Source organism: Nonomuraea jiangxiensis, assembly GCF_900099965.1.
Classification (GTDB): domain Bacteria; phylum Actinomycetota; class Actinomycetes; order Streptosporangiales; family Streptosporangiaceae; genus Nonomuraea; species Nonomuraea jiangxiensis.
In genome coordinates this window covers 1-25,292 of the sequence record NZ_FNDJ01000052.1, presented here as the reverse complement: position 1 = coordinate 25,292, position 25,292 = coordinate 1, and the positions used below count along the sequence as shown (strand labels likewise).

At 70.7% G+C, this 25,292-nt stretch carries 24 protein-coding genes; 17 read left to right on the top strand and 7 right to left on the bottom strand.

Annotation, left to right across the window (positions count from 1 at the left end; all coding sequences use genetic code 11):
- Window positions 1–162 precede the first annotated feature (162 nt).
- On the top strand, window positions 163–672 hold the full coding sequence (locus BLS95_RS52535) for a DedA family protein (protein ID WP_245765819.1): 510 nt from the start codon (window positions 163–165) through the stop codon (window positions 670–672).
- Between the two features lie 6 nt (window positions 673–678).
- Here BLS95_RS52535 and BLS95_RS52530 read toward each other — a convergent pair whose 3' ends face one another.
- Window positions 679–891 (bottom strand): YegP family protein, encoded by a 213-nt coding sequence (locus tag BLS95_RS52530; RefSeq protein ID WP_090947148.1) that lies wholly within the window; start codon window positions 889–891, stop codon window positions 679–681.
- A gap of 107 nt (window positions 892–998) precedes the next feature.
- Here BLS95_RS52530 and BLS95_RS52525 point away from each other — a divergent pair, with 107 nt between their 5' ends.
- On the top strand, window positions 999–1,853 hold the full coding sequence (locus BLS95_RS52525) for a D-alanyl-D-alanine carboxypeptidase family protein (RefSeq protein ID WP_245765818.1): 855 nt from the start codon (window positions 999–1,001) through the stop codon (window positions 1,851–1,853).
- 19 nt (window positions 1,854–1,872) lie between these two features.
- Here BLS95_RS52525 and BLS95_RS52520 read toward each other — a convergent pair whose 3' ends face one another.
- A complete protein-coding gene (locus BLS95_RS52520; RefSeq protein ID WP_090947147.1) occupies window positions 1,873–2,400 on the bottom strand; it encodes a hypothetical protein in 528 nt (175 codons plus the stop codon).
- 216 nt (window positions 2,401–2,616) lie between these two features.
- Here BLS95_RS52520 and BLS95_RS52515 point away from each other — a divergent pair, with 216 nt between their 5' ends.
- Both BLS95_RS52515 and BLS95_RS52510 read left to right on the top strand, forming a co-directional pair.
- Window positions 2,617–3,297 (top strand): sulfotransferase family protein, encoded by a 681-nt coding sequence (locus tag BLS95_RS52515; RefSeq protein WP_176993900.1) that lies wholly within the window; start codon window positions 2,617–2,619, stop codon window positions 3,295–3,297.
- Complete coding sequence (locus BLS95_RS52510) at window positions 3,294–6,011, top strand: non-ribosomal peptide synthetase (RefSeq protein ID WP_090947146.1); 2,718 nt, start codon at window positions 3,294–3,296, stop codon at window positions 6,009–6,011. Before BLS95_RS52515 ends, BLS95_RS52510 begins: the two co-directional genes overlap by 4 nt.
- Window positions 6,012–6,015: 4 nt before the next feature.
- Here BLS95_RS52510 and BLS95_RS52505 read toward each other — a convergent pair whose 3' ends face one another.
- Window positions 6,016–6,195, bottom strand: coding sequence for a hypothetical protein (locus tag BLS95_RS52505; protein ID WP_090947145.1), 180 nt, complete (start codon window positions 6,193–6,195; stop codon window positions 6,016–6,018).
- A gap of 73 nt (window positions 6,196–6,268) precedes the next feature.
- Here BLS95_RS52505 and BLS95_RS52500 point away from each other — a divergent pair, with 73 nt between their 5' ends.
- Window positions 6,269–7,318, top strand: a complete 1,050-nt coding sequence (locus tag BLS95_RS52500) for a LacI family DNA-binding transcriptional regulator (RefSeq protein WP_090947144.1) — start codon at window positions 6,269–6,271, stop codon at window positions 7,316–7,318.
- Between the two features lie 94 nt (window positions 7,319–7,412).
- Here BLS95_RS52500 and BLS95_RS52495 read toward each other — a convergent pair whose 3' ends face one another.
- The gene (locus BLS95_RS52495) at window positions 7,413–8,261 is read right to left on the bottom strand and encodes a patatin-like phospholipase family protein (protein ID WP_090947143.1); all 849 of its coding nucleotides are present in this window, start codon (window positions 8,259–8,261) and stop codon (window positions 7,413–7,415) included.
- A gap of 275 nt (window positions 8,262–8,536) precedes the next feature.
- On the opposite strand from BLS95_RS52495, the gene cutA reads away from it, so the two are divergent.
- Complete coding sequence (gene cutA / locus BLS95_RS52490; RefSeq protein ID WP_090947142.1) at window positions 8,537–8,833, top strand: divalent-cation tolerance protein CutA; 297 nt, start codon at window positions 8,537–8,539, stop codon at window positions 8,831–8,833.
- Here cutA and BLS95_RS52485 read toward each other — a convergent pair.
- The 3 genes from BLS95_RS52485 to BLS95_RS52475 all read right to left on the bottom strand — a co-directional run bounded on the left by BLS95_RS52485 (window position 8,800) and on the right by BLS95_RS52475 (window position 11,052).
- Window positions 8,800–9,369, bottom strand: coding sequence for a response regulator transcription factor (locus BLS95_RS52485; protein ID WP_245765817.1), 570 nt, complete (start codon window positions 9,367–9,369; stop codon window positions 8,800–8,802). The genes cutA and BLS95_RS52485 overlap by 34 nt on opposite strands.
- A gap of 107 nt (window positions 9,370–9,476) precedes the next feature.
- Complete coding sequence (locus BLS95_RS52480) at window positions 9,477–10,289, bottom strand: TrmH family RNA methyltransferase (protein ID WP_090947141.1); 813 nt, start codon at window positions 10,287–10,289, stop codon at window positions 9,477–9,479.
- A complete protein-coding gene (locus tag BLS95_RS52475) occupies window positions 10,282–11,052 on the bottom strand; it encodes a DUF4184 family protein (protein ID WP_090947140.1) in 771 nt (256 codons plus the stop codon). The genes BLS95_RS52480 and BLS95_RS52475 overlap by 8 nt, the downstream gene beginning before the upstream one ends.
- A gap of 139 nt (window positions 11,053–11,191) precedes the next feature.
- Between BLS95_RS52475 and BLS95_RS52470 the strand changes: the two genes are divergently transcribed.
- The 11 genes from BLS95_RS52470 (at window position 11,192) to BLS95_RS57420 (ending at window position 25,208) form a co-directional block, all read left to right on the top strand.
- Window positions 11,192–11,836 (top strand): cation diffusion facilitator family transporter, encoded by a 645-nt coding sequence (locus BLS95_RS52470; RefSeq protein ID WP_090947139.1) that lies wholly within the window; start codon window positions 11,192–11,194, stop codon window positions 11,834–11,836.
- A gap of 195 nt (window positions 11,837–12,031) precedes the next feature.
- Window positions 12,032–13,801, top strand: coding sequence for a substrate-binding domain-containing protein (locus tag BLS95_RS52465; protein WP_245765815.1), 1,770 nt, complete (start codon window positions 12,032–12,034; stop codon window positions 13,799–13,801).
- 120 nt (window positions 13,802–13,921) lie between these two features.
- A complete protein-coding gene (locus BLS95_RS52460) occupies window positions 13,922–15,502 on the top strand; it encodes an RNA polymerase sigma factor (RefSeq protein ID WP_176993899.1) in 1,581 nt (526 codons plus the stop codon).
- A gap of 294 nt (window positions 15,503–15,796) precedes the next feature.
- Window positions 15,797–16,165 carry a hypothetical protein gene (locus BLS95_RS52455; RefSeq protein WP_090947136.1) on the top strand — a complete coding sequence of 123 codons (369 nt, stop codon included), beginning with the start codon at window positions 15,797–15,799 and terminating at the stop codon, window positions 16,163–16,165.
- Window positions 16,162–17,292, top strand: a complete 1,131-nt coding sequence (locus BLS95_RS52450; RefSeq protein WP_090947135.1) for a GNAT family N-acetyltransferase — start codon at window positions 16,162–16,164, stop codon at window positions 17,290–17,292. The genes BLS95_RS52455 and BLS95_RS52450 overlap by 4 nt, the downstream gene beginning before the upstream one ends.
- A gap of 201 nt (window positions 17,293–17,493) precedes the next feature.
- Entirely contained in the window at window positions 17,494–18,270 is a 777-nt protein-coding gene (locus BLS95_RS52445; RefSeq protein WP_245765814.1) for a glycosyltransferase family 2 protein, read from the top strand.
- Between the two features lie 11 nt (window positions 18,271–18,281).
- Entirely contained in the window at window positions 18,282–19,223 is a 942-nt protein-coding gene (locus BLS95_RS52440) for a glycosyltransferase family 2 protein (RefSeq protein WP_090947133.1), read from the top strand.
- A complete protein-coding gene (locus tag BLS95_RS52435; protein WP_090947132.1) occupies window positions 19,220–20,023 on the top strand; it encodes a polysaccharide deacetylase family protein in 804 nt (267 codons plus the stop codon). The genes BLS95_RS52440 and BLS95_RS52435 overlap by 4 nt, the downstream gene beginning before the upstream one ends.
- Window positions 20,016–21,332 (top strand): lipopolysaccharide biosynthesis protein, encoded by a 1,317-nt coding sequence (locus BLS95_RS52430; protein WP_090947131.1) that lies wholly within the window; start codon window positions 20,016–20,018, stop codon window positions 21,330–21,332. Before BLS95_RS52435 ends, BLS95_RS52430 begins: the two co-directional genes overlap by 8 nt.
- A 32-nt stretch (window positions 21,333–21,364) precedes the next feature.
- Entirely contained in the window at window positions 21,365–24,601 is a 3,237-nt protein-coding gene (locus tag BLS95_RS52425) for a hypothetical protein (RefSeq protein ID WP_090947130.1), read from the top strand.
- A gap of 154 nt (window positions 24,602–24,755) precedes the next feature.
- Window positions 24,756–25,208: a nucleoside/nucleotide kinase family protein gene (locus BLS95_RS57420; protein ID WP_218136443.1), complete on the top strand. Its 453-nt coding sequence runs from the start codon at window positions 24,756–24,758 to the stop codon at window positions 25,206–25,208.
- The last annotated feature ends 84 nt before the right edge of the window (window positions 25,209–25,292 follow it).

Here is a 25,292-nt window from a genome sequence, read left to right as displayed (position 1 = left end):
GCTCACCCCTAGAGTGGATGAGGGTGGTTGAGTACCGCTTGTCGGCGAGTTGCACCTTTTGCAGGGGGCTTGCAGGCGGGTGTGGCGAGAACTTGCCCCTTAAACTAAGGTGAGGCTGACCTAAGGGGTGGGAGGGGCGATGGGTCAGAGATGTGGCAGGCGATGATCCCTGACCCGGCGCGCCCGTCGTGGTTCGGCCTGCCGTACTGGCTGGTGGGCGCCGTGCTGATCCTCGCCCTGTTCGGCGCGTTCCAGGTCTACTACTGGGTCGGCCGCAAGCTGGGTGAGAGGCTCTACGACTCGCGGATCGGCGTCAAGCTGGGCCGCGAGCGCATCGCGAAGATCGAGCAGATCGTCGAGAAGTGGGGCGCGCTGGCCGTCTACGGCTGCTTCTGGGTGCCCATGCTGCGGCACACGCTGCCCTGGGTGGCAGGGGCGTTGCGCGTCTCCTATCCCTGGTACGTGGTCGCCAGCGCGCTGGGCTGCCTGACCTGGGCGCCGATCTGGTGGTTCGGGCTCACGGCGATCGTGTGGGGGTGGCTGGAGCTGGCCGCGCGGTCACCGATCACGGCGGGTGTGGTGGCGGTGGCGGTCGTCGCGGGCGCGGGGTGGTTCGTGGCCCGGCGCAGGCGGAAGCGGCGCGCCGCCGACGCGAAAGCCGTGGTGTCGTAGACCGTCCTAGATCTCGGGGGCCGGGGACGCCTGCCCCCGGCCGGTCCGGTCGTCGATCGCGGCCTCGGGAGCGTTCCTGCGTACCGTCTCGATGCCGTTCACGCAGGCCATCTTGGTGGGGAAGCCCTCCCCCACCGCCAGCGTCTGCCCGTTGTTCGCGACGAGCTCGAAGCGGAACCCGCCGCGCTCGTCCTCGCTGATGACGAACCTGCCTGCCACGGCCGCCCCCCGCCCCGTTGGACCTGCCATACATTTACCCCCATCTGATGGTGCCTTATGGCCCGAGTAGGCAAACGAACCCTTGATCAACTGACACCATGTTTGCCATGCGTACTGGGGGTTTCATAGGTTCTGCCACGCTCGCACTGGTTGTGGGGTTCGCCTCGCCGGCCGTGGCCGTGGCGCAGGAGACGGCCGCCCATGCTCCGAAGGTGGCGGCCAGGGCGGCGTACGTGGTCGACTCATCGGGAACGGTCCTTTTCGGGAAGCGGGAGACCGACCGCTTCCCGGTGGCCAGCCTGGTCAAGGTCATGACGGCGTACGTCGTGCTGCGCGAGGCCCGGCTGAGCGACACCATCACCATCACCTCCGCCGACGTCAAGTACGGCTCCAGGGGCGGGGCCACCACGGCGGGACTCAAGCCGGGCGAACGCCTGACGGTCAGGGACCTCCTCTACGCTCTCCTGCTCCCCTCGGCAGCCGACGCGGCCAACGCCCTGGCCCGGCGGTACGGCCCCGGCAGGACGGCCTTCGTCGCCAAGATGAACCAGGCGGCCCGCTCCCTCGGGCTGGAGGACACCCGCTACACCAACACGGACGGCATGCCCGACCCCAGCCCCGGCCACTCGACCGCCGTCGATCAGGCCAAGCTGGCCCAGCACATGCTGGAGAGCAGCACGTTCAGGACCATCGTGGGGACCAAGGTGCACACGGTGGCCAAGTCGGCGGTGCACCGGCCGCACACCTGGCGCAACTCCAATGAGCTGCTGTCACGGGCGAGCGGGGTGCTGGGCGTGAAGACCGGCTACATCAAGGCGGCCGGCTACTGCCTGATGTTCGCGGGCGAGCGGAGCGGGGAGCAGGTGGTGGGCGTCCTGCTGAACGGCAGCACCTCCGAGAGCCGCTTCGCCACGGCCGAGCGGCTGCTCGACTACGCCGGCGACCGGCTCGCGGGCCGCTGACCGGCCGTCCGGGACGCGGCTAACCGAAGGTCACGCGGCCGGAGCCGGGCAGGCCGGTCATGCCCTGGGTGGCGCAGACGAGCAGGGGCGTGGCGGGGGTGACACCGCCGCTGACGCGCTCCCCGGCGAGGGGGCCCGCGGTGACGGAGCCGGTGAGCAGGCTGTCGGCCGGGCGCTGGACGGCCAGTCCGTCGGCCCTGACCCGTAGCTTGGAGGTGCCGACCGGGCGGCCGTCCAGGCCGAACCAGGTGATGACGGCGCTGCCGCGGACCTGGCGCGTGCTGGTGCAGGAGGCCAGCGCGGTGGCCTTGACGGCGACCCAGCCCGAGCTCAGGGCGGTGGCCGTGCCGTCGGGTGACACGCAGCCGGTGAGCTCGAGATGGCCGCGGGCCGTCACGCGCCTCGGCGTCAGGCCCACGCTGGGGCTGAAGGTCAGGGGGTCGCCCGCCGGGGTGGCGGCGTGGCAGGCCAGCGCGGCCGGGGCGTGCGGGGCCGGGGTCTGCGGGGCCGCCGCGGCCGCGACGACGATGATCCAGGCCATGTGCATGGGATGCTCCGAGCACTACTGAGGGTGACATGCCCGTCACAGTCTAAAGGGGAAGCCGTGCTGAGCGGGCACCCGCCAAAAGCCACGCTGACTCATGTCCCTGCGGCTGCACATATTTCGGCAAAACAGCACCTTTACCGGGCGACTCGCCGCATGCCCCCCTCCGGTAGCGGTACCTGATCGGAAGGAGCCGAGCCGGACGGGAAGCAGGCAGCCATGCTTGAGGTGATCGGGGCGGGATTGCCGCGGACGGGCACCCTGTCACTCAAAGCGGCGCTGGAACGCCTCGGTTTCGGTCCCTGCCACCACATGTACGAGCTTTTCGATCACGCGGAGCTGGTCGAGCGGTGGCTGCCGGCCGTGCCCGACGGTCCCGCGGGATGGGAGCGGGTCTTCGCGGGTTACCGATCGGCCGTGGACTGGCCCGCCAGCTTCTTCTGGCGCCCGCTGGCCGAGGCGTTCCCGCGGGCCAAGGTCGTACTCACGGTCCGCGACCCCGGCCGCTGGTACGCCAGCTTCCGCGCCATGGTCAGCCGGCGGGCGGCCTCGATCGCCGCCGGCGGCCTCTCCCGCGACCCGCTCCTCGGGCTGCACCCGCTCCTGCGGCGCATGGCCCGCGAGACCTTTGGCGAGACCAGGCCGTTTCCCGACTGGACGCCCGGCAGGGAGCAGGCGATCGCCGCCTTCGAACGCCATGCGGCCACCGTCCGGCGCTCCCTGCCCGCCGATCGGCTCCTGGTATTCGACGTGCGCCGGGGATGGGAGCCCCTGTGCGGCTTCCTCGGCGTCGCGCCGCCGCCCGGCGAGCCGTTCCCCCTGCTCAACGACCGCGAGACGACCATGCGCAGGCTCGACGGGCTGAGCGCCGGCCGGCCCTTCGGAGGGAGTGAACGGTGACCAGCCCGAACGGGATCGCCGGCCTGCTGGTACGAGCCGCCCAGTGCCCCGGTCGCGGCGTCCGGTACGTCTGCGACGACGGCACCGAGACCGAGCAGTCGTACGCCGCGCTCAAGGAGGCGGCCTTCGAACTGCTCGGCGGGCTGCGACGGCACGGCGCCGAGCCCGGCTCGGCGGTGGTGCTGCTGCTGGAGCGGCCTGACGAGGTGATCCCGGCCTTCTGGGCATGCGTGCTCGGCGGCCTCGTACCGTGCCCGATGGCGCCGCTCCGCGGCGACTCCGCCCGCTGGTCCGCCCATCTGGAGCACGTCACCAGACTGCTGGCCGACCCGCTGATCGTGACGAATGACGCCGTCCGGCGCGACCTCCCGCCGCTGCCCGGCCGGGTGGTGCTCCTCGACGACCTGCCAGGAGGGCCGGCGCCCTCCCCCGCGTCCTGCGACCCCGACGGCCCGGCGCTGCTGATGCTCACGTCGGGGTCGTCAGGCGCGTCCAAGGCCGTCCCGCTGACGCACGCCAACCTGCTGGCGTCGATGGCCGCCAAGGCCGAACGGCTGGAGGTCGGCGACGCCGACGTGATGCTGAACCTGATCGCGTTCGACCACGTCGCGGCCATCGAGGGGCACCTGCTGCCGATGTCGGCCGGCGGGTCCCAGGTGCAGGTGCAGCCGCAGGTCGTGCTCGGCGACCCGGTACGCCTGCTGCGCCTGGCCGCGGACCACCGCGTCACCTTGACCTTCGCCCCCAACTTCCTCCTCGGCGAGATCCTCCGTGCCTTCCCTGACGGGGACCAGGACGACGACCTCGACCTGTCGGCGCTGCGGCACATCATCTCCGGCGGCGAGGCGGTCGTCTGCGCCACCGCGCGCCGCTTCCTGGACCTCCTGGCCCCGTACGGGCTGAGCCCCCGAGCGATCGTGCCCGCGTTCGGGATGACGGAGATGTGCGCGGGAAGCACCATGAACCTGGACTTCCCGGCCGTGGACGCCGGGCAGGAGTTCGCCTCGCTCGGGCCGCCGATCCGCGGCCTCGACCTGCGGATCACCGACGAAGGCGGGCACCCGGTCCAGGACGGCATCGAGGGTGAGCTGCAGGTACGCGGCCCGATGGTCTTCCCGGGCTACCACAACGACCCGAGATCGAGCGCGGCGGCCTTCACCGCCGACGGCTGGTTCCGTACCGGTGACCGGGGCCTGCTGGACGGCGGGCGCCTGCGGCTGACCGGCCGCAGCAAGGACAGCATCATCGTCAACGGCGTCAACTACTTCAGCCACGAGGTGGAGACGGCGCTGGGCGAGCTGCCCGAGGTCGAGTCCTCCTACGTCGCCGCCTTCCCGACCCGGCCGCCGGGCGGCGACACCGAGCAACTGGCCGTGCTGTTCACGCCGGCGGTGCCCATGTCCGACGAGGCGCGGATCCACCAGGCGGTCGCGGCCGTCCGCAGCACTGTCACGCTGGTGTGGGGCTTCCGCCCCGGACTGGTCCTCCCGCTGCCGCGTCCGGAGATGCCCAGGACCAGCCTGGGGAAGATCCAGCGCACGCTCCTGCGGCACCGGCTGGAGGAGGGTCGCTTCGCCGCCCGGCAGCGATGGCTGGACGAACTGACCGCGCGGCGGCTCGGCGGCCACGTGCCACCGGACGGCCCGGCCGAGCGCAAGGTCGCCGCCGTCTACGCCGACCTGTTCGGTCTCGACCCCGGCTCGGTCGGCGCCACGACGACCCTGCTGGAGCTGGGCGGCACCTCCCTGGACGTGCTGCGGCTCAAGCAGCGCCTGGAGCGCGACTTCCCCGGCACCGATCTGCCGGCGGTGTCGATCCTGCGCGCCCCGGCCGTCCGCGACCTGGCCGCCCTCCTCGGCGATGCCGGGCGGAGTCGCGGTTACGACCCGATCGTGCCGCTCCAGCAGACCGGTGACCGTACGCCGCTGTTCTGCGTCCATCCCGGCGTGGGCGAGGTGCTCGTCTTCGTCAACCTGGCCCACTACTTCACCGGCGAGCGTCCCTTCTACGCCCTGCGCGCCCGCGGCTTCGGCCCCGGCGAAACGCATTTCAGCGGCTTCGAGGAGATGGTCTCCTGCTACGTGGAGGCGATCCGCCGCCGCCAGGAGCGCGGGCCGTACGCGATCGCGGGCTACTCCTACGGCAGCGCGGTGGCCTTCGAGACCGCCAAGGCCCTGGAGGGGCAGGGCGAACAGGTCGACTTCGTCGGGATCGTCAACCTGCCGCCGCACATCAAGGCCCGGATGCGGGAGCTGGACTACACCGAAGGCGCGCTGCACCTGGCGCTCTTCCTCGACCTCATCGCCCCGGACCAGGCCGAGCGGCTGGCGGGGCCCCTGCGCGGTCAGCCCAGGCGGCGGCAGATCGACCAGATCATGGCGCTCGCCTCACCCCGCCGCCTGGCCGAGCTCGACCTCGACCGGGACGGCTTCGCCTCCTGGGTGGAGCTGGCCCAGTCGCTGGTCCGCGCGGGCCGCACGTACGAGCCGAGCGGCACGGTCGCCTCTGTCACCGTCTTCTACGCCGACCCGCTGCGCGGCACCAAGCAGGAGTGGCTGGACCACGAGCTGCGCGCCTGGGACAAGTTCACCCGTGGCGAGAACCGGTACGTGGAGGTGCCGGGCGCGCACTACACCCTCATGAACGCCGACCACGTCGCGACGTTCCAGCACATCCTGCGCAGCGAACTGGACCGGGCACTGGACGGGCGCTGACCCCTCAGGCCGGGCGGCAGGCGGGGTCCAGGCGGTCGGCGGTCCATCTGAGCGAGTACGCGAGCCGCACCCGGACCGTGCGCCTCTCCCGGTGCGGGCGGCGCGGCGCGCCGGGCAGGGCCTCGCCCAGCGAGGCGCTATGACCCATGGCGGTCTGGTGTGCGAGCACTTGCATGGCCTCCATGACTCCTCCTTAATCCATTAAGACCTTAATTGATTAAGGAGGGGTCGGCAACCTCTTTCGATACCGTTGGACGATGCCCAGGGTCACTCTCCAGACGATCGCCGACCGGCTCGGCGTCTCCCGGGCCACGGTGTCCTACGCCTTCTCCCGGCCCGACCAGCTCAGCGACGGGTTGCGGCGGCGCATCCTGGAGGTGGCCGACGAGCTCGGCTACGCGGGCCCCAACCCGACCGCGCGCTCCCTGCGGCTGGGGCGGGCGGGGGCGCTCGGGCTGCTGTTCGGCGAGACTCTGGCCTACGCGTTCGCCGACCCGTACGCGATCGGGTTCTTCCAGGGGCTGGCCACGGCCGCCGAGGACGCGGGGGTGGGGCTGCTGATCCTGCCGCTGCCGCACGGCGACCGGCGCAGCGACACGGTCAAGGACGCGGTGGTGGACGCCTTCTGCGTGGTCTCGCTGCCGGACGGGCATCCGGCGCTGGCGGAGGTACTGGCCAGGAAGTTGCCCGTGGTGGTGGTGGACGAGCCCTACGTGCCCGGCCGGCCGTTCCTGGGGATCGACGAGCCCGCCGCCGCGGCGGCGGCTGCCCGGCACGTGCTGGAGCTCGGGCACCGGCGGCTGGGGGTGGCCATGGTCGCGCTCAACGACGACGGCCACTCCGGCTGGGCGGACCTCGGGCGCCAGGAGGGCGCAGTGTTCGAGGCCATGCGGCGGCGGCGGACGGGCTACCAGCGGGCCTGCGAGGAGGCCGGGGTGGACTGGGCCGGGGTGCCGCTCTACGAGCTGGCGCGCAACACCCGCGAGTCCGGGCGCCGGGCGGGGCACGCCCTGCTCGGGCTCGATCCGCGGCCCACCGCGATCCTGACCAACACCGACGTGCTGGCGCTGGGGGTGCTGGACGCCGCGGCCGACCTGGGGCTGGAGGTGCCCGGGGAGCTGTCGGTGGTGGGGTTCTCCGACAGCGCGGCCGAGGAGGCAGGGCTCACCACGATCAGGCAGGCCAAGCAGGAGATCGGGGCGGCGGCCGGGCGGCTGCTGCTGTCGGGGGAGGCCGCCCCGCCGGAGCGGCTGATCTTCCCGCACGAGCTCATCATCCGCTCCTCCACCGCCCCACCACCCCCCTGAGCCACCCGCCCCCTCAACGGCGTCCGCTCTTCAACGGCCCCCTGAGCCGCCCGTATCCGCTCCTCAACGGGCCCCTGTGCCGCCCGTTGGGCCGTCAGGCGTTCCAGACGGCGGCGACTCGTTCCGCCGCCCGTACCGAGCGGCCGTTCCTGGCGGCGGGGGCGCGGCGGGCCGGGTCGAGGAGGCCGGACAGCGAGCGGCCCCTGGCCTCGCGCCAGCTCGCCGCGTCGGGCGTGATGAGCGCCACCTTGGCCTGGTCTCCCAGCTCGGCGATCTGCCGCTCCACCCCCGGTATGACCCCGCCGCCCCGCGTGAACGGCGCGATGACCACGATGCGCTCGTATCCGGCGGCCAGGTCAACGTTGGCCGGTGAACGTGTCCCGCCGTCGATGTAGCGGCGCCCTCCGATCGTGGCCGGCGGACGGGTGCCGGGGCCGGCCGTACTGGCGCACACGGCGTCCACCAGGTCCACCCCGCCGGCCGCGTCGAAGTCGGCGGCCTTGCCGGTCTCCGCGTCGACGGCCGTGATGACCAGCCGCCTGTCCGGCCATTCCCGCACCTCGTCGCCGAGCCACCGCGCCACCTCCGCCCGTCGTTCCTGCTCCGAGGGGGTCCTGGCGGCCAGGGCGATCCTGCCCATCCGGGCGCCGTACTCCTCGATCGTCTTCGACCTGGTCAACTGCCACGCGATCCGGAACGGCGCGAACGGCGACGCCTTCGGCGCCTGCTCGCCGACCGGCGGGCGGAGCTGGCGGGCGTACAGGTCCTCGGGGTGGAGCCCCGTGGCGAGCTGGGCGCCGACCACCGCGCCCGCCGACGTGCCGACGATCAGGTCGGCCTCGCGCAGGTCGAGACCGTCCGCCGCGAGCGCGGCCAGCACGCCCGTCTCCCAGGCGATCCCGATGACCCCGCCGCTGCCCAGAACCACTGCCCTGCCTGCCATCCACGGCTCCCTCGAAGCTCAGAACATGGTCGATCCCCTGCTCGGGCGCCTCTGTGCCCGGCTCCCAGGGACGTTCTCGCGACCGCTTGAACACCCGTACGGTACGGTCCGCTCACCGAAGCCACATAGGGACATATGTCATGATTTCGGCCTGGCTGGATCCCCGCTCACCTCGCCTGCCGGAGGCGTGGCCCGCCGCGATTCCCCGGTGGGCCGTCCGTCCTCCGGGCGATCCGATGGGTAGGGTGAACCCACCCCGCCAGAAGGAATCCCTCATGTCGGAATTCATTGAGGTTCACACGACGATCGAGGGTCATGAGAGGGCGGCCGAGCTCATTCACGGCATCCTCGGCGCGGACCTCGCGACCTCGATCGACATCTCCGAGGTGCCACGGGCCGGCGGCTCCTCAGGCGACATCACCACCTGGGAGCTCACGTTCATCACCCCTGCGCGCCGGGTCCCTGACCTCGAACGCCACATCAAGGAGCGAGACGGCGGCCTGATCGTCAGCCTGCCGGTCACCCACGACCTCAACGACTATCCCGACTGGCTCGCCGACGGCCAGGGCTGAGCCGCCTCCCCGCGATCCCGCAGGCCGAGCTTGCCGAGCACGCGGCCGACATGAACCGTCACCGTCGCCTCGGAGATGTGCAGCCGGGCGGCGATCTCGGCGTTCGAGCGGGCGCGGGGGAGCTCCATCAGCACGTCGCGTTCCCGCGTGGTCAGCTCGTCGAGCGGCGCCGGGGTGTCCGAGGCCGGCAGGTGGGGGGCGAACTCCGAGATCAGCCGCCGCGTCACGCCCGGCGCGACGGCGGCGTCACCGGAGGCGACCACGCGGATGCCGCTCAGCAGGTCCGCCGGCAGCGCGTGTCCGGCTCCTGCTCCAGCACCGCCCGGAACCCCAGCCGCAACCAGGGCTGGTCGTCCACCAGGAGCACGCGGATGGTCATGGCGGCACCGGCAGCCGCGCGTGGACCCGCCGGCCGCGAAGGAGCGCGGGTCGAGCAGGATCTCGGGGAAGCGCAGCGTCGCGGACAGGGCGAGGGCGCTGAGGAGAACGAGGGCGAAGGCCAGGCGGAAGAACCCCGGTGTGTTTGACTCGATCACGAGACCGACGCCAGGAGCCCGGCCTCCCACGGCGTATCAGCCCGGAAGCGAGCGTCCCCCGGTCCGGATACGACTTGAGTCGTATGTCCCGCACGGTAGAACCCCCATCAGCCCGTCGAGCGCATCAACCCGTGGCAGGCGATGGCTGCCGCGGCCACGACGTTGAGGGAGTCCACGCCCGCCGCCATGGCCTCGGCGCTCATCGGGATGCACACCGTCTCGTCCGCCTCCTCCAGCCAGTGGGAGGAGAGGCCGTCGCCCTCGGAGCCCAGCAGCAGGGCCACCCGTTCGCCCGTCTTGACGGTGTCGATGGGGGTGGCGCGCTGGTCGGGGGTCAGCGCCAGCGTACGGAAGCCCGCCTCGCGCAACCGGCCGAGCCCCTCGAACCAGTCGTCCATCCGCGCGTACGGGATCGAGAACACCGCACCCATGGAGACCTTCACCGCCCGCCGGTAGAGCGGATCGGCGCACCGCGGCGACAGGACGATCCCGTCCACCCCCAGCGCGGCCGCGGACCGGAAGATCGCGCCGACGTTGGAGTGGTCGACCAGGTCCTCCAGCACGAGCAGGCGACGCGGGCCGCCCGTGATCAGGGACTGCACGGTGGGGAGCGGGAGGCGCTCCATCGAGGCCAGGGCGCCGCGGTGGACCTGGAAGCCCGCGATGCCGGACATGATCTCGTCGCTCACCACGTAGACGGTGGCGTCCCCGAGCACGTCGGCGAGCGAGGGCAGCCAGCGCCGGGTGGTCAGGACCGAGCGGATCGGGTAGCCGGCGCCGATGGCCCGCCTGATCACCTTCTCCCCCTCCGCCAGGAACAGGCCGCGCTCGGCCTCCAGGCTCTTGCGCAGCTCCACGTCCCGCAGCCGGGTGTAGTCGGACAGGCGCGGGTCGTCGGCGTCGGTTACGGGCTCATGCACCTTCCGATACTGCCATGCGCCGGAGGACCTGCCAGACCACGGCGTAGCAGGCCAGGACCAGGCACAGGCCCACCACGGTGCCCGCGCCGGTCTTGGTGATCACGCTCGGCAGGCCCAGTTCGGGGACGGGCTCGTCCACGAGCGGCCACAGGACGGCGCCCGCGACGATGCCGAACGCGGCGGCGGCCAGCACGGTCCAGCGTACGCGCGGGGCCAGGCGCAGGCGGTCCGGGACCGCCGTGGCGGTCATCCGGGCCAGGCCGCGCCAGCCCCACCAGACCACGACGGCCAGACCGACCGCGGACGAGACGTACTGGAGCAGGCGGAAGAGCCTGATCACGCCGAAGACCGAGACGGACAGCCAGGGACCCCACTCCATGGGGCCGGTGGAGTGGGTGAAGGAGTCCCACAGGACGTGCGAGGCGGCGCCCACCACCCCACCCGCGGCCATGGGCAGGACGGCCATCCGGTACGGGACGAGCAGGGCGGCGCGGCCGGCCAGGGACGGCGGCAGGAGGGAGATCAGCGGGTCCCGCAGGACGAGGTGGAACAGGGGCAACAGCAGCAGCACGGCCGCCAGGTCGAGGGTGACCACGCCGGCCCAGGAGTGCCAGTCGGTGTAGTCGGGCAGGAACGGCAGGAAGATCGGCAGGTCCGGGACCATGGCCCCCAGCGCCAGCGCCCATGGATCAACGAACCTGCGCACGCGCGGCGAAACCATCAGTGGCACCACCAAGGCCACGTGACTGGGCGTGAATGGCACGAACCCTCCCCCAACTGATCTTCGGTCATTATGCGGCGAAGCTTGAACATCCTTTGCCAAGGTAGCCTTGAGTTACTGTCCGTAGTGGGTAAGGTACATATCGCTGTCGACGGCCGGATAGCCGGGAGTTCGGGGGATCATGGTGCCTGACCAGCGGATTCAGGAGCATCCGGCCGCGTCAGCCGACTGGTTGCACGCAGCGCGAACGGCTCGTTCGCTGTCCGTGTTCACGCTGGCCTGGCTGGGCGTGGAGAGCACGCTCGGCCTGGCCGCGGGGCTGGCCGCGGATTCCGTGGCGTTGATCGGGTGGAGCCTGTCGGCCTTCGTGGAGGCGGCGGCCAGCCTGATCGTGGTGTGGCGGTTCACCGGCGCCCGCACGCTCTCGCCGCACGCGGAGACGACCGCCAGGCGGGCGGTCGCGGTGAGCTTCTGGCTGCTGGCGCCCTATCTCATCGTGCATGTCGCACACGATCTGGGCTCAGGACAGCGGGCGGCGCCGAGCACGCTGGGGATCGTGGTGACCACGCTCAGCCTGGTCGGCATGCCGGTGCTGGGAGTGGCCAAGCGGCGGCTGGGCCTGCGGCTGGCGTCGGCGGCCACGTCCGGCGAGGGCACGCAGAACCTCATTTGCGCGGCCATGGCGGCGGGGGTGCTGGCCGGGCTGTGGCTCAACACCTTCGGCTGGTGGTGGGCCGATCCGGCGATGGCGGTGGCGCTGGCGGCGGTCGCCGTACGCGAGGGCAGGCGGGCCTGGAGCGGACATTTTTGCTGTCATCGAACGTAACAAGCATCACATCCGTATCACTGGTTGATACGCCAGAACAGTTACCTATGCAGCCATAGCCCATCACATTGGGTAATCGTCGCATTAAATGGGCTGTTTTCCCACATAGACCGCACCGAGTATCGTTCCCGGAGTATTGCGGAGCATCTCCCGCTAGGGTCTCCGGAAGGTCACAAGCACACCGAAGAGGACATCGTGGGGCGACACCGCACAGACGAGTTCGACGGCGGATACCGCGCGCACGAGCCCTCGGCTCGTAGACGGTCCCGCGGCCGAGGCAAGGTGCTCGTACCCCTGGCCGGGGCCGTCGCCCTGGCCGTGCTGCTCGGCGTCGCGGCCTTCGTGATCTTCAATCGCGACCACGACTGCTCGGACGGCAAGCTACCGCTGCGCGTCGTCGCGACCCCGGACATCCAGCCCGCGCTCAGCAAGATCGCCGGCCGGTACAACAAGGCCCTGCACTCGGTCGACAGCCGCTGCGTCGAGGTGACGGTGGCCAAGGAGGCGGCGGCCAGGACCGCGAACTCCCTGGCGGCGGGCAAGGTCTCCGCCGACTTCTGGGTGGCCGACTCCAGCCTCCTCCTGGAGAGCGTCCGCAGGACCCCCGCCGGCGAGGCGCTGCCGCAGCCGGAGGGCTCGGTCGCCACCTCCCCCGTGGTGCTGGCGGCGGCCAGGTCGGCCGCGGCGAAACTGTCCGGCAGCATCCAGCCGAGCTGGGTCAGCATGGTCGCCGCGGCGAACGTGGCGAACGTGGACGGGCCCGGCAGGAAAGTGCGCGTGCTCGCCCTCGACCCGCAGAAGAACTCCGCCGGCCTGGCCGCGCTGCTGGCCGCCGCGGGCGTGGCCAGGGAGGCCAAGCAGGACCAGGCGCTGGTGGGCGCGATGAAGGAACTGTCGGGCCAGCTCGCCTCCGACTCGACGGCGCTGCTGGCCAGCCTCACCGTGAAGTCCGGCAGCAGGGTGCCCGTCGGCGTCACCTCCGAGCAGGCCATCTACGCCCACAACTCGCAGAAGCCGGACGCGCCGGTGGTCGCCCTCTATCCGAAGGAGGGCACGCTGAGCCTGGACTACCCGGTCACGATCCTGGCCAAGGACCCGTCGGTGATCAAGGCGGCGACGGACTTCAAGCAGGACCTCGCGACGGACTCGGCCCAGAAGACCCTGCGCGAGGACGGGTTCCGCGGCACGGACGGCTCGGCGGGAGCCGCGCTGTCCAAGGACAAGGGCTTCACGCCGGACACGCCGCCGGCCCTGGACCCGCCCGACAGCGCGACCGTGGCCAGGATGGTGCAGACCTGGTCCAGACTGAACCTCGGATCGCGGCTGCTCACCCTTCTCGACGTCTCGGGCACGATGGCGCTGCCCGTGCCGGGCACGAACATGACCCGCATGCAGGCCATCAACAAGATCGCCACCGAGGGTCTCGGCCTGTTCCCCGCCGACTCCGAGCTGGGCCTGTGGTCGTTCTCCACGCACCTGGACGGGCAGGGCAGGGACTGGAAGGAACTGGTCTCCGTCGGACCGGCCAGCGAGACCGTCAACGGGGTGCTCCGCAAGGACCTGCTCGTCCGGGCCTTCGCCCAGGTCCAGGCCAAGCCCACCGGCGACACGGGGCTGAACGACACGGTCAAGGCGGCCTACACGGAGCTGACCAAGACGTACGCGGGAGACAAGATCAACACCCTGCTGATCCTCACGGACGGCGCGGGCAACGACGATCCTGACGGTGGCGTCAGCAACTCCCAGCTGCTGCAGTTCCTGAAGAAGACCTACGACCCGAAGCGGCCCATCAGCATCCTGCTCATCGCGTTCGGCCCTGAGGCCCAGAAAGGCAAGGCGCAGATGGACGCGCTGGCCAAGGCCACGGGTGGCGAGGCGTACATCGCCAAGGACATCCTGCAGGTCCGCGACTTCTTCCTGCAGGGCATGGAGCGCCGCCTCTGCTCCCCCAACTGCGACGGCTGATCCCTGCCTCGAAGCTCGGCGCCATGCCTGTTGGGCATGGCGGGCGAACCCGCCCGAATGAGGCCGCGTCCTCTCCGCGTGGGGCCTGAGTGCCCGTACCACCCGCGGGGAGGGAAATCCGTGCCCGGATGGCCGACCGTCGATCGCGCCGAGGACCACGAGCTCGTCGATGCGCTGCTGCGCGCCCACGCCGATGCTCCCGCCAAGCTCTACGACCTGTACGGCGAGCGGCTGCACGACTACGCCTACGGGCTGGCCGGCGACGGGGACGTGGCGGCGGACGCCGTACATGACGCGCTCGTCACCGCGCAGGGCGGCATGCGGCGGCTGCGCGAGCCGGGCCGGCTGCGGGCCTGGCTGTACGCGCTGACCCGCTTCCAGGTCCGGGCCAGGCTCGCGCACCGGACCCCCGTGGCCGGCATGCCGCTGCCGCAGCCGTCCGAGCACGACGACCCCGAGCTGGCCGACCTCGTCCACGAGACGCTGGGCGACCTGAGCGGGAACGGGCGCGAGCTCCTGCTGCTGTCGCTGCGCCACCGGCTGAGCCCGGCCGAGGTCGCCGCGGTGCTCGGGCTGACCTCGCGGCAGGCGGCGGCCCGGCTCGGCAGGGCCCGCGACCGGCTGGAGAACGCCGCCGCGGCCGTGGTGCTGGCCAGGACCGGCCGGGCGCACTGCCCCGACCTGTCGGCGATGGTGGACTCGTGGGAGGGACCGCTCACCCCGCTCCTGCGGCGCCGGCTGGCCGGGCACATCAGCGGGTGCGAGGTGTGCACCGAGGGGCGGCACCGGCAGGTCTCGGCCGGGCGGCTGCTGGCCATGGTGCCGGTGGCGTACCCGCCGCTCTCGCTGCGCCGCCGGGTGATTGACACGTGCGTCAACCCCGAGCGCGACCCGACCCGGACGCTGATCATGGAGCGCGGGGACTCCTTCGACCGGGCGGGCTTCCCCGTGGCCCCCGCCCAGCGCCCGCGCCGGCGCAGGCCGCTCCGCCTGGCGCCGGTGGTGCTGGCCGGCGCCTGCGTGCTGGCCGCGACCGGCGCCATGGTCGTGATCAACGGCCGCGGCGCCTCCAACACCACGACCCTGCAGCTCGCCCCCTCCCCCACGCTCACGCCTACGCAGGAGGAGGAGAGCCCCGCGCCCGAGCCCGTGCCGGAGCAGGACGAGCGCACGCCGTCGCCCTCCCCGACGGAGACCCCCACGCCCACGCCGACGCCGAGCGGCAGGGAGTCCGTAGGGGTCCAGCCGACCTCCCGGCCGGCCGCCGCGCAGCCCCGCACCCGGCAGGCCACCACGCCCTCGCCCACCCGCCGCCGCCCCGCGCCCACCGCCCGGCTCGCCATCACGTGCCCGGCGAAGATCGACGAAGTGTCCGAGATCGGGATGCGCGCCCGCCGCGCCGCCGTCTCCTGGGTGGCGACCGCCTCGGACGGCCTCGATGTGTATCCGGCGAGCGGGTCGATCAAGTCCGGCGGCTCCATGAAGGTCTGGGTGACGGTCGTGGACCCGGCCGGCTCCGGCAGCGGCCGCGTCGTGTTCACCTCCAACGGCGGCACCGCGACCTGCGCGTTGTCCTGGAACGGCGAGCGGCTCCCGGTCTCAGAACCGCCGGACGACCAGCCCACGAGCTCCCCGGAGCCGAGCGAGCCGCTCTCCGATTCGCAGCCGTCATTCCGACAAAGCGCTCCTACGAGTGAGTAAAGCGGCAAATAGCGAGCAAACTCACAGGAGATCCCCAGTTTAAGCGACAAAAAGGTATAAATCGGGCCCTGAGTCGAGGATCCCCGGCCAGATAGGGCATTCTGGTGTGCTTGGGGACCTTGCCGGGGCTACAGACGGCTTGACCGTGTGCTGAAACTCACACGAAAAAACTTTGCCTGCCGGTAAACCGAGACGGGTCGCCAAGCGTCGGCATTGACGTGTCCGCGCGCCGATTGGTCCCATGAACTGCGACCCGATCGGCCTTTACCAGGAAGAGCAGGAGAGAAACAGGAGATGCTCAAGCACCGCAGAGCGCTGGCCTGGCTGCTGGCCCTCGCCTGCATCGCCGGGGCGGTGGTCGCGCTGTTCGACATAGAGACGCCGCTGCGCCCGTTCCTGATCTCCTTGTTCCTCCTGGTCGTCCCAGGGGCGGCAGTGGTGGGACTGTTGCGTGATCGTGATCCCCTCGCCGCGCTTTCGGTTGGAGCCGCGGCAAGCCTCGTACTGAACGTGCTCCTCGCCCAGGCCATGCTGCTCTTCGGCGCGTGGTCACCCCGGGCCGGTGTGGCTACCGTCGCCGTTCTCGGCGGGTTCATGTACGTGCTGCGCGTGCTTTACCGGGGGAAGAGCATTCAGACCGAACAGGGGGCCAGGGCAAGGTGAACATCCAGGTAGTTCGGCCGCGGGAGCTCGGCGACGCCGAACGGGCCCGGTGGCGGGAGCTGCAGAAGGCCGACCCGAGTCTGGACAATCCGTTCCTGTCCGTCGAGTTCGCCGTGGCGATGGACCGCTTGCGCGACTACGTGAGGGTTGCGGTCATCTCCGACGGCGGCCGCGTCGCGGGATTCTTCCCGTACGAGCGGCACAGCTTCGGCATCGGCAAACCGCTCGGCGGCTTCCTGACCACGTGCCACGGGCTGATCTCCACCCCGGACCTCAAGCTCGACGCGAAGGCCCTGCTGCGGGCCTGCAAGCTCAGCGTGTTCGACTTCGACCATCTCGTGGCGGGGCAGCCGACGTTCGCCCCTTACGAGATGGACGTGCGCCCCGCCCCGGTCATGGACTTCACCTCCGGGTTCGAGGCCTGGATCGAGCAGGTCAAGGCCAACTCGCCGAAGAACCTCAAGACCGTGCGCTACAAGGAGCGCAAGCTCGGCCGGGAGCAGGGCGAGCTGCGCTTCGAGTGGGCCTCGGCCGACCCTGAGGTGCTGCGCACGCTGCTCAACTGGAAGTCCGACCAGTATCGCCGGACCGGCCGGGTCGACAGGTTCGCCCAGCCGTGGATCGTCGAGCTGACCGACATGATGCATGCCGAAAAGTCATCGGACTTCGCGGGTGTGCTGACCATGCTGTATGCCGGAGACGTACCGGTGGCCGGGCATTTCGGCCTCCGTACGGCGACCACGCTTGTAGGGTGGTTCCCCGCCTACGACACCGAGTTCGGGCGCTATTCGCCGGGCATCGTCCACCACCTCCAGATGGCCGAGGCCGCCGCGAACGACGGCCTGCACATGGTCGACATGGGCAAGGGCGGCAAGGAGTACAAGGACTGGCTCAAGAGCGGTGTCCTGTACGTCGCCGAAGGCCGCATCTCAAGACCGTCCGCGACGGCGGCGGTCCACTGGATGGGCCGAACTCCTTTGAACAAGGCCCGAACAATTGTCATGGACCGGCCGTCTCTTTATAGAGCGGCCGACCGTGTCCTCAAGGGCTTCGGTCGGGTGCGCACCTCGATGCAGCAACAGGAGTCGCCCAACTCAGTAGTCAAAGAACCATCGGGAGCGAGCTGAGCGCTCCCGAGCCCGGCACAGCACACCCTCACAGCACAGGACCCGTCGATGCACCGTTCAGCGGCTTCGCCATTCCCACGGCACCCGGGACTGGCTCCAACCCGGCCGCTTGCAGAGCCGGGTCCCGGAAGGAATTCCCTCGTCATGAGTCCCGAGATGACCAAACACAACGGCCAGCGCCAAGGCTCTCCCTTGCGCTCGATGCCGCCACCCTCGAGCTTCACGCCGGTCACCCCGCACCTGGCCATCTCACCCACGGTGAGCGTGGTGGTGCCGGCGATGAACGAGGCCGAGAACCTGCCGCACGTTTTCGCCACGCTGCCGCAGTGGATCGACGAGATCGTGCTCGTCGACGGCAACTCCACCGACGACACCGTGGCGGTGGCCAAGCGCCTGCGACCCAACGTGAAAGTCGTCACGCAGACGGGCAAGGGCAAGGGCGACGCCCTCGCCGCCGGGTTCGCCGCGTGCACGAGCGACATCATCGTGATGATCGACGCCGACGGCTCGACCGACGGCAGGGAGATCATCAACTTCGTGGGCGCGCTGGTGACGGGCGCCGACTTCGTGAAGGGCTCGCGCTACGCCTCCGGCGGCGGCAGCGACGACCTGACGATCAACCGGCGGCTCGGCAACAAGGTGCTGACCGGCATCGTCAACGTGATGTACAACACCAAGTACACCGACCTCTGCTACGGCTACAACGCCTTCTGGGCCCGTCACCTCGACGTGCTCAACCTCGACTGCGACGGCTTCGAGGTGGAGACGTTGATGAACGTGCGCGCCGCCAAGGCCGGGCTGAAGGTGCACGAGGTGCCGAGCCACGAGCGCAACCGCATCCACGGCGAAAGCAACCTGCACGTCGTACGAGATGGCTTCCGCGTGCTCAAGACCATCCTGAAGGAGTGGCGACGCCAGCCCTCTCCTGCTCAGCCTGAGCCGACCGCCACTCCCGCCGCTGACCGAGGCGTCGCGTAAGAAGGACCGTTGTGAACACGTCTGTTGTCATCTGCGTCTACACCGAGGAACGGTGGGAGGACATCAGGCAGGCAGTCGAGTCGGTCGAGAACCAGACCCGCCCGGCACACGAGCTGATCCTGGTGGTCGACTACAACCCGGACCTGCACCTGAAGCTCAAGCGTGAATATCCGCAGGCCATCGTGGTGGAGAACACGCACGAGCAGGGCCTTTCCGGGGGCAAGAACACCGGCGTGGCCACGGCCAACGGTGAGATCGTCGCGTTCCTCGACGACGACGCGGTCGCCGACGCCGGGTGGCTGGAGGCTTTGGAGGAGGGCTTCCAGAACCCGGACGTGGTGGGCGTGGGGGGTCGTACCGACCCCTTGTGGGCGTCCTCACGGCGCCCGCGGTGGTTCCCGTACGAGTTCGACTGGACGGTCGGGTGCACCTACCGCGGCATGCCCGCGGTGCGTGCGCCCATCCGCAACGTGATGGGCGGCAACGCCGCCTTCCTGCGGGACGTCGTGTCCGAGGTCGGTGGGTTCCACAGCGGCATCGGGCGCAGCGTGCAGGGGCGCAAGTCGCGCCCGCTGGGGTGCGAGGAGACGGAGTTCTGCATCCGGCTGAGCCAGCGCAAGCCGGGCTCGGTGATGCTGTTCGAGCCGCGCGCGGTGATCGGGCACAAGGTGTCCGCGCAGCGTGAGCGGTTCGCCTACTTCAGGTCCAGGTGCTACGCGGAGGGGCTGTCCAAGGCCCTGGTGACGCGGGAGGTCGGCACCCAGGACGGGCTGGCCAGCGAGCGGGCGCACGCGCTCAAGACGCTGCCGCTCGGGGCGCTGCGCGGGGTCGGTGAGGCCCTGCGGGGCGACCTCGGCGGGCTCGGCCGGGCCGCCGCGATCGTGATCGGGCTCGCCTGGACGACCTGGGGTTACGTGGTGGGTTCCGTACGGCTGAAGGCGGCACGCTCATGATCCGGGTCCCGATCCTGATGTACCACTCGGTCACCGACGCCCCCAACCCGGAGACCAAGCCGCACTCGGTACGGCCCGGCGACCTGGCCGAGCAGCTGGCCTACCTGTCGGAGAGCGGCTTCACCCCGCTCACGCTGGGTGACCTGGTCGCTTCGCTGAACAAGAACAACGGCCGGGCACTGCCGGCCAAACCGGTCGTCGTGACCTTCGACGACGGCTACGCCGACTTCCACAGCCACGCGCTGCCGCTGCTGGAAAAGCACAACTTCCCCGCCACGGTCTTCCTGACCAGCGGGTGGGTGTCCGACGCGGGCAAGGACGCCGCGGGCCGGCCGCTGGACGACATGCTGTCCTGGAGCCAGGCCCGCGAGGCCGCGCAGACCGGCATCGAGATCGGCGGGCACAGCCACAGCCACCCACAGCTCGACCAGCTCCGCATGGACGACCTGCGGCAGGAGCTGCGCAGGAACAAGGGCCTGCTGGAGGAGAAGATCGGCGCGCCCGTCGCCACCATGGCCTACCCCTACGGTTACTCCAGCGCCCGCGTGCGCCAGGAAGTCCGTAAGGCCGGATATTTCGCCGCGTGCGCCGTGAGCAACACGATCGCCGCGGACCGGCACGACATGCTCGCCATCCCCCGGTTGACGGTGGGCAAGGGCACCACCATCAACATGTTCAAGCGCGCCGTCGAAGGCAATGCCGTGCCTCTCATCTACCTGCGCGAACGCATCCTCACCAAGGGGTACGCGGTCGTGCGGCGGACGAGGTACGGACTGCAGCGGGTGCGCGGAAATGTCTAGGGTCTGGGGGAAGATCCTCGTCGACCTCCGTAACCCGCTTTTCCGCCAGGGTTACGCGCTCATGGCGAACACCGTCATCACCGGCGTGCTCGGCATGGGCTACTGGTTGCTGGCGGCGCACTACTACACGCCCGAGGAGTTCGGCCGCGGGCAGGCGGTGATCACGGCGATGCGGCTGTTCGCGTCGCTGACGGCGCTGGGCTTCGTGGGCGCGCTGGCCCGCTACCTGCCGGTCGCGGGCCGCCGTACGCCGGAGCTCATCCTGCGGGGGTACGGCCTGGCCGCCGCGACGGGCGGGGTGGCCGCCATCGGGTTCCTGCTGACGCTGCCGCTGTGGGGGGAGACCTACTCCGTACTGGCCGGGTTCGGGCCCGGGCTGTTCTTCCTGGCCTCCGTGGTCGTGTGGGCCGTGTTCACGCTGCAGGACGTGGTGCTGACCGGGCTGCGCAGGGCGACCTTCGTACCCCTGAACAACCTGATCTTCGGCGTGGTCAAGATGGGGTTGCTGGTCGCGCTGGCGGGCGCGCTGCCCGAGGGCGGGATCTTCGTCTCCTGGGTCATCCCGACGGCGCTCGCGCTGATCCCGGTCAACTGGCTGATCTTCGGCGTCGTGGTGCCCCGGCACGTCAGGGAGGCCGACGGGGCCGCACAGCCGCCCCGGCTGCGCGAAGTCGGCAGGTTCCTGGCCGGGGACTTCCCTGGGACGCTGTCGATCCTGGCGATCGTCTATCTGGTGCCCGTGGTGATCGCCACGCAGGTGGGCGAGGCCACGTTCGGGCGCTTCTCGATGGCGTTCACCCTGGCGAGCATGATCGAGCTGCTGGCCATGAACATGGCGGTGTCCCTGACCGTTGAGGGCTCTTTAGACCGTGCCAAACTCGCGACGAACGCCCGCAACGCCCTGCGGCGCGCCTTCCTGATCGTCATCCCGATCATCACGGTGGCCATCGTCGGGGGGCCGCTCATCCTGACCGTCTTCGGGTCGGAGTTCGCCGACGAGGGCTCGACGCTGCTGCGGCTGATGGCGCTGGCCGTGCTGCCGCGGGTGCTGATCGAGGTCTATCTGAGCGCGTTGCGGGCGCAGAGCAGGCCACGGGCGCTGGCGACCGTACAGGTGGGGCTGGCGGCGCTGGTGCTGGCCTCCATCGCGGCGCTGTTCCCCTTCGTCGGGGTCGACGCCGTAGGGTACGGGTTGCTCTTCAGCGAACTTCTCATGGCCTTTTTGATCTTCGGAAATCTACGCAAAATTCTCAAGTATGACGAAACTGGTAAGCCGACTGTCACCCAGGGGTCGTCCGGGGCCGCATGATGGTCAACGTGAGGCAACGGGACGGCGATGGCATGACAACCGGGATCACCGGCTCCTCGGACGGGGGCGCAGGCAAGGAGGAGTCGGAGGTGCCCTTCGATCCGGAGGCCACCGGGGTGATCCCGCGGCTGACGTTCGATCCTCCCGCCGATCCGGAGGAGTCCGGGTCGGCCAAGGGGGCTGCTGAGGGACCTTCCTCGGGTGTGTCCGCGGGTTCCGCGGACGCGGCCGAGGCCGCCGATCCGGGGGCGGAGCGGACGACGGCCTTCCGGCTTCCCGGGGCGGTGCGGATCGGGCACGCGCCTACGGCGGAGAAGGAGGCGGACACCGCCTCGGCCGCCGGCACCGTGCCCACGCCCGTCCAGCGGGCGGGGAGCACGGAGAGCCCCTCGAAGGCCCCCGCCCCGCCCAGCCCCAAACCCCAGGAAGCCAGGACCACCCCTCAGCCCAAGCCGAGCACGCCACCGGCCAAGCCCGCGCAGGCCGGGCAGGAGCCGGCGGCTCCTGATGGCTCGCAGGCGAAGGGGGGCACTCCGGCGACCGCTCCGCCGGCCAAGGGCGCCGCCGGCACGACCGCGCCTCCCGGCAATGGCACGACCGCGCCCGCCTCCAAGGGGGCGGGGGGTGCGTCGCCGGTCGCCGGGACGCAGCCGATGAGCCTTCCCACCGTCGGAGGGGAGTCCGGCGAGGGAGCGTCGTCCGCCGGGGCCTCCTCCGGGGACGAGGCGCCTGCCGGGAAGGAGCCCGGGAGGTTGGTGCATCCCGTCGGGGCTCCGGCACTCGCGCCCCGGCAAGCTCCGCCCGCCGCACCGCAGCAGGCGCCGGGCACCGGACCTCAGCAGGCGCCCGGGACCGCACCGCAGCAAGCGCCGGCCCAGGGGCTTCAGCAGGCACCCGCGCAAGCACCGGCCCCGGGGGTCGCGCCTCAGCAGGCACCCGGGACAGGGCCGCAGCAGGCGCCGGGGATCGCGCCTCAGCAGGTCCCGGGGACAGGGCCGCAGCAGGGGCCGGGGATCGGGCCTCAGCAAGGTGAGTGGCAGGGGGCGGGCGGTGGGCTGGGGCAGGCCGCCGGGGCCAGGGCCGGGCAGGGCGTGGGGCAGCGGAGTGGTGCTGCCGCTGGGCCTGCCGGGCGGATCGGGGCGCTGGTCGCCAGCGCGCCCAAGTGGCTGCCGGTCCTGCTGGTCCTAGAGGGCCTGCTCATGTACATCCTCGCCCTCAAGGTGCCGCCGGGACCGCTGCGCGGCGTGAACCCGGCGAACATCGACGGGCTGGGGCTGATCTCGGCGCTGCCGGTGAGCGCGTTCGTGGCGATCCTCATCATGATCGTGTCGTTCTTCGTCACCGTCGCGCAGAGCACCGACCGCAAGTTCCTGCTGCTGTTCCAGATCGCGGCGATCACCTTCGCCCTGCACGGGGCCGGGGCGCTCGTGTCGAGCGAACCCCGCTTCCCCACGGCCTACATCCACGCGGGCTTCGTGGAGTTCATCGCCAGGACCGGCGAGAGCGCGATCAACATCGACGCCCGCATGGGCTGGCCGGGCTTCTTCGCGTTGTTCGCGTTCGTCACCAAGGCGGCGGGCATCACCGACTTGACGACGATCCTGCAGTGGACGCCGTTGCTGTCCAACCTGCTCTATCTGCTGCCGTTCGTCCTGATCCTGCGCCAGGTGGTGGCCACCACGCGGGCGCGGTGGTTCGCGGCGCTGCTGTTCGTGCTGGTGCAGTGGATCGGGCAGGACTACTTCTCGCCGCAGGGCTTCACGTTCGCCCTGTATCTGGCCTGGGTGGCGATCCTGCTGCGCTGGTTCGGGCGGGTGGAGCCGCGGACCAAGCCGATCCCGCCCAAGGGGCTGCGCAAGCTGCTCGGGCGGCTGGACGCGATGACGCCGGGCGAGCTCGCCAACACCGGGACGTTCCGGGCCGACAAGCTGCTCATGCTGATGATGCTGCTGGCGCTGTTCTTCGCCTCGACGGCCTCACACCAGATCACCCCGTTCATGATGCTGGGCGTGGTCACCGCGTTCCTGATCTTCAGACGGACCTCGCTGACGTGGGCGCTGCCGTTCTTCCTCGGGCTGGTGGTGCTGGCCTGGATCAGCTACATGACCGTGGGGTTCTGGGCCAGCCAGATCGACACGATCTTCGGCGGGCTCGGCAACATCCTGGCCAACCTGCGCAGCAACACCGGCGACCGGATCGAGGGCACCGACCCCGCGCACACGATGGTGCTGCAGGCCCGGCTGGGCATCCTGGTGGTGATCCTGGCGCTGGCCGCGACCGGGCTGTTCCGGCGGTTGCGGCGCGGGGTGTTCGACCGGTCGGCGCTGATCCTGCTGTGCGTGCCGGTGCTGGCGCTGGGGCTGCAGAGCTACGGCGGCGAGATCGGGCTGCGGATCTACATGTTCGCGCTGCCCGGCGCGTGCCTGCTGGCCGCGTACGCGTTCTTCCCCAACCTGCCCGCCGACAGCGCGGACGTGCGGGAGGAGACCGTGCCGCTGCGCAAGCGGAACGTGCGCTTCAATCCCGAGCTGACCAAGAAGCTCACGGTCGTGCTGGCGGCCTGCTTCGCCGTCATCTTCGCGATGGCGTTCCTGCTGGCGAGATACGGAAACGAGAAGTTCGAGCGGGTCACCACCGGCGAGGTGGCCGCCATGCGGTACATCTACGACCACGACCAGCCCAGCGCCAGGGTGGTCTACCTGGTGCCCAAGCTGGGGCCCGAGGTCACGCCCACCATGCCGTGGGGAGAGCAGGACATCGAGCGGGTCAACTTCGGCGTGCAGGCCCTGGTGCACAAGGACCCGACGCGGATCGCGGACGCGGTGGCCAGCGTGAAGGCCCAGCCGCGTAACACGTACCTGATAGTGAGCACCGGCCAGGTGAGCTACCTGCAGCTCAACGAGGGTTATCCGGACGACTGGGGACAACGGTTCCGGGCGGCGCTGGACGCCTCGCCGGACCTGAAGCGGGTCTACTCCAACGCGGACGCGGCGCTCTACACCTGGAAGAACTTCGTGCGGGGCACGGAGATCCCCGAACCCAGCCCGTACCAGGGGCGCGGCGACCCCACCACGCCCTGGACGCCGGTGGGCATCGGCGCGCTGGCCGTGACGTGGGTGGCGCTGCTCGGTTACGAGATCATCCGGCTGAACGGCCCGAACCGGGCGCGGAAGGCGCGCAAACGCCTGCTGTTCCTGGCGGTGCCGGGCTTCGTGGTAGCGCTGGCGGTCATCGTCGAGCGGTTCATCTACATCGCGGCGAACAACTGAACCCGGCGGATGCGTCCCTTGTGGCCCCCGTGCCGACGCAAGGGACGCATCCTGGCCTCTGGAAGCACGGTAGCCAGGCCCGACCGGCACCCGGAATCCGGTTGCCGGCAAGGCCGGGGTGCACCTAGATACACCTCGCCGATAGGTTCTCGTGGTGGATCTCGTACGTCACTCGGTCTCGACCTGGCGGCAACCGCTCCCGCCGCCGGCCTCCCCGGCCCGGACGGCGCTGGTTCGGCAGGTCGCCGCCCGCGTCACCGCGCTCGGGAGCGGACGCCTGCTGGTGGGCATCGACGGGCTCACGGCGTCGGGCAAGACGAGCTTCGGGCACGAGCTGGCCCAGGAGATCGCCACGGCGTCCCGGCGTCCCGTCCTCCGCGCCGGTCTGGACGACTTCAAGCAGCCCTGGAAGGACCGGCACCGGTACGACAGGGAGTCAGACATCCCTGGAGCTTGGATGTCAAGCCGCGACGTCGTGGGATCGGTGAGACCAAGCGGTTGCCTGGTCGTAGTGGGTTCCGGTTTTGAGGCATCCGTGCAAGATGCCGACGAGGCGGTTGCCGACCTGGCGGAGGGCGGCGTTGTGTTCGACGTCGCGGGCGCGTAGCTGGTCGTAGTAGGCGCGGACCTCTGGGTCGTGCAGGATCGCGCAACTGGCTTGCAGATGCAGGGCGTCGACGAGGCGGTCGTT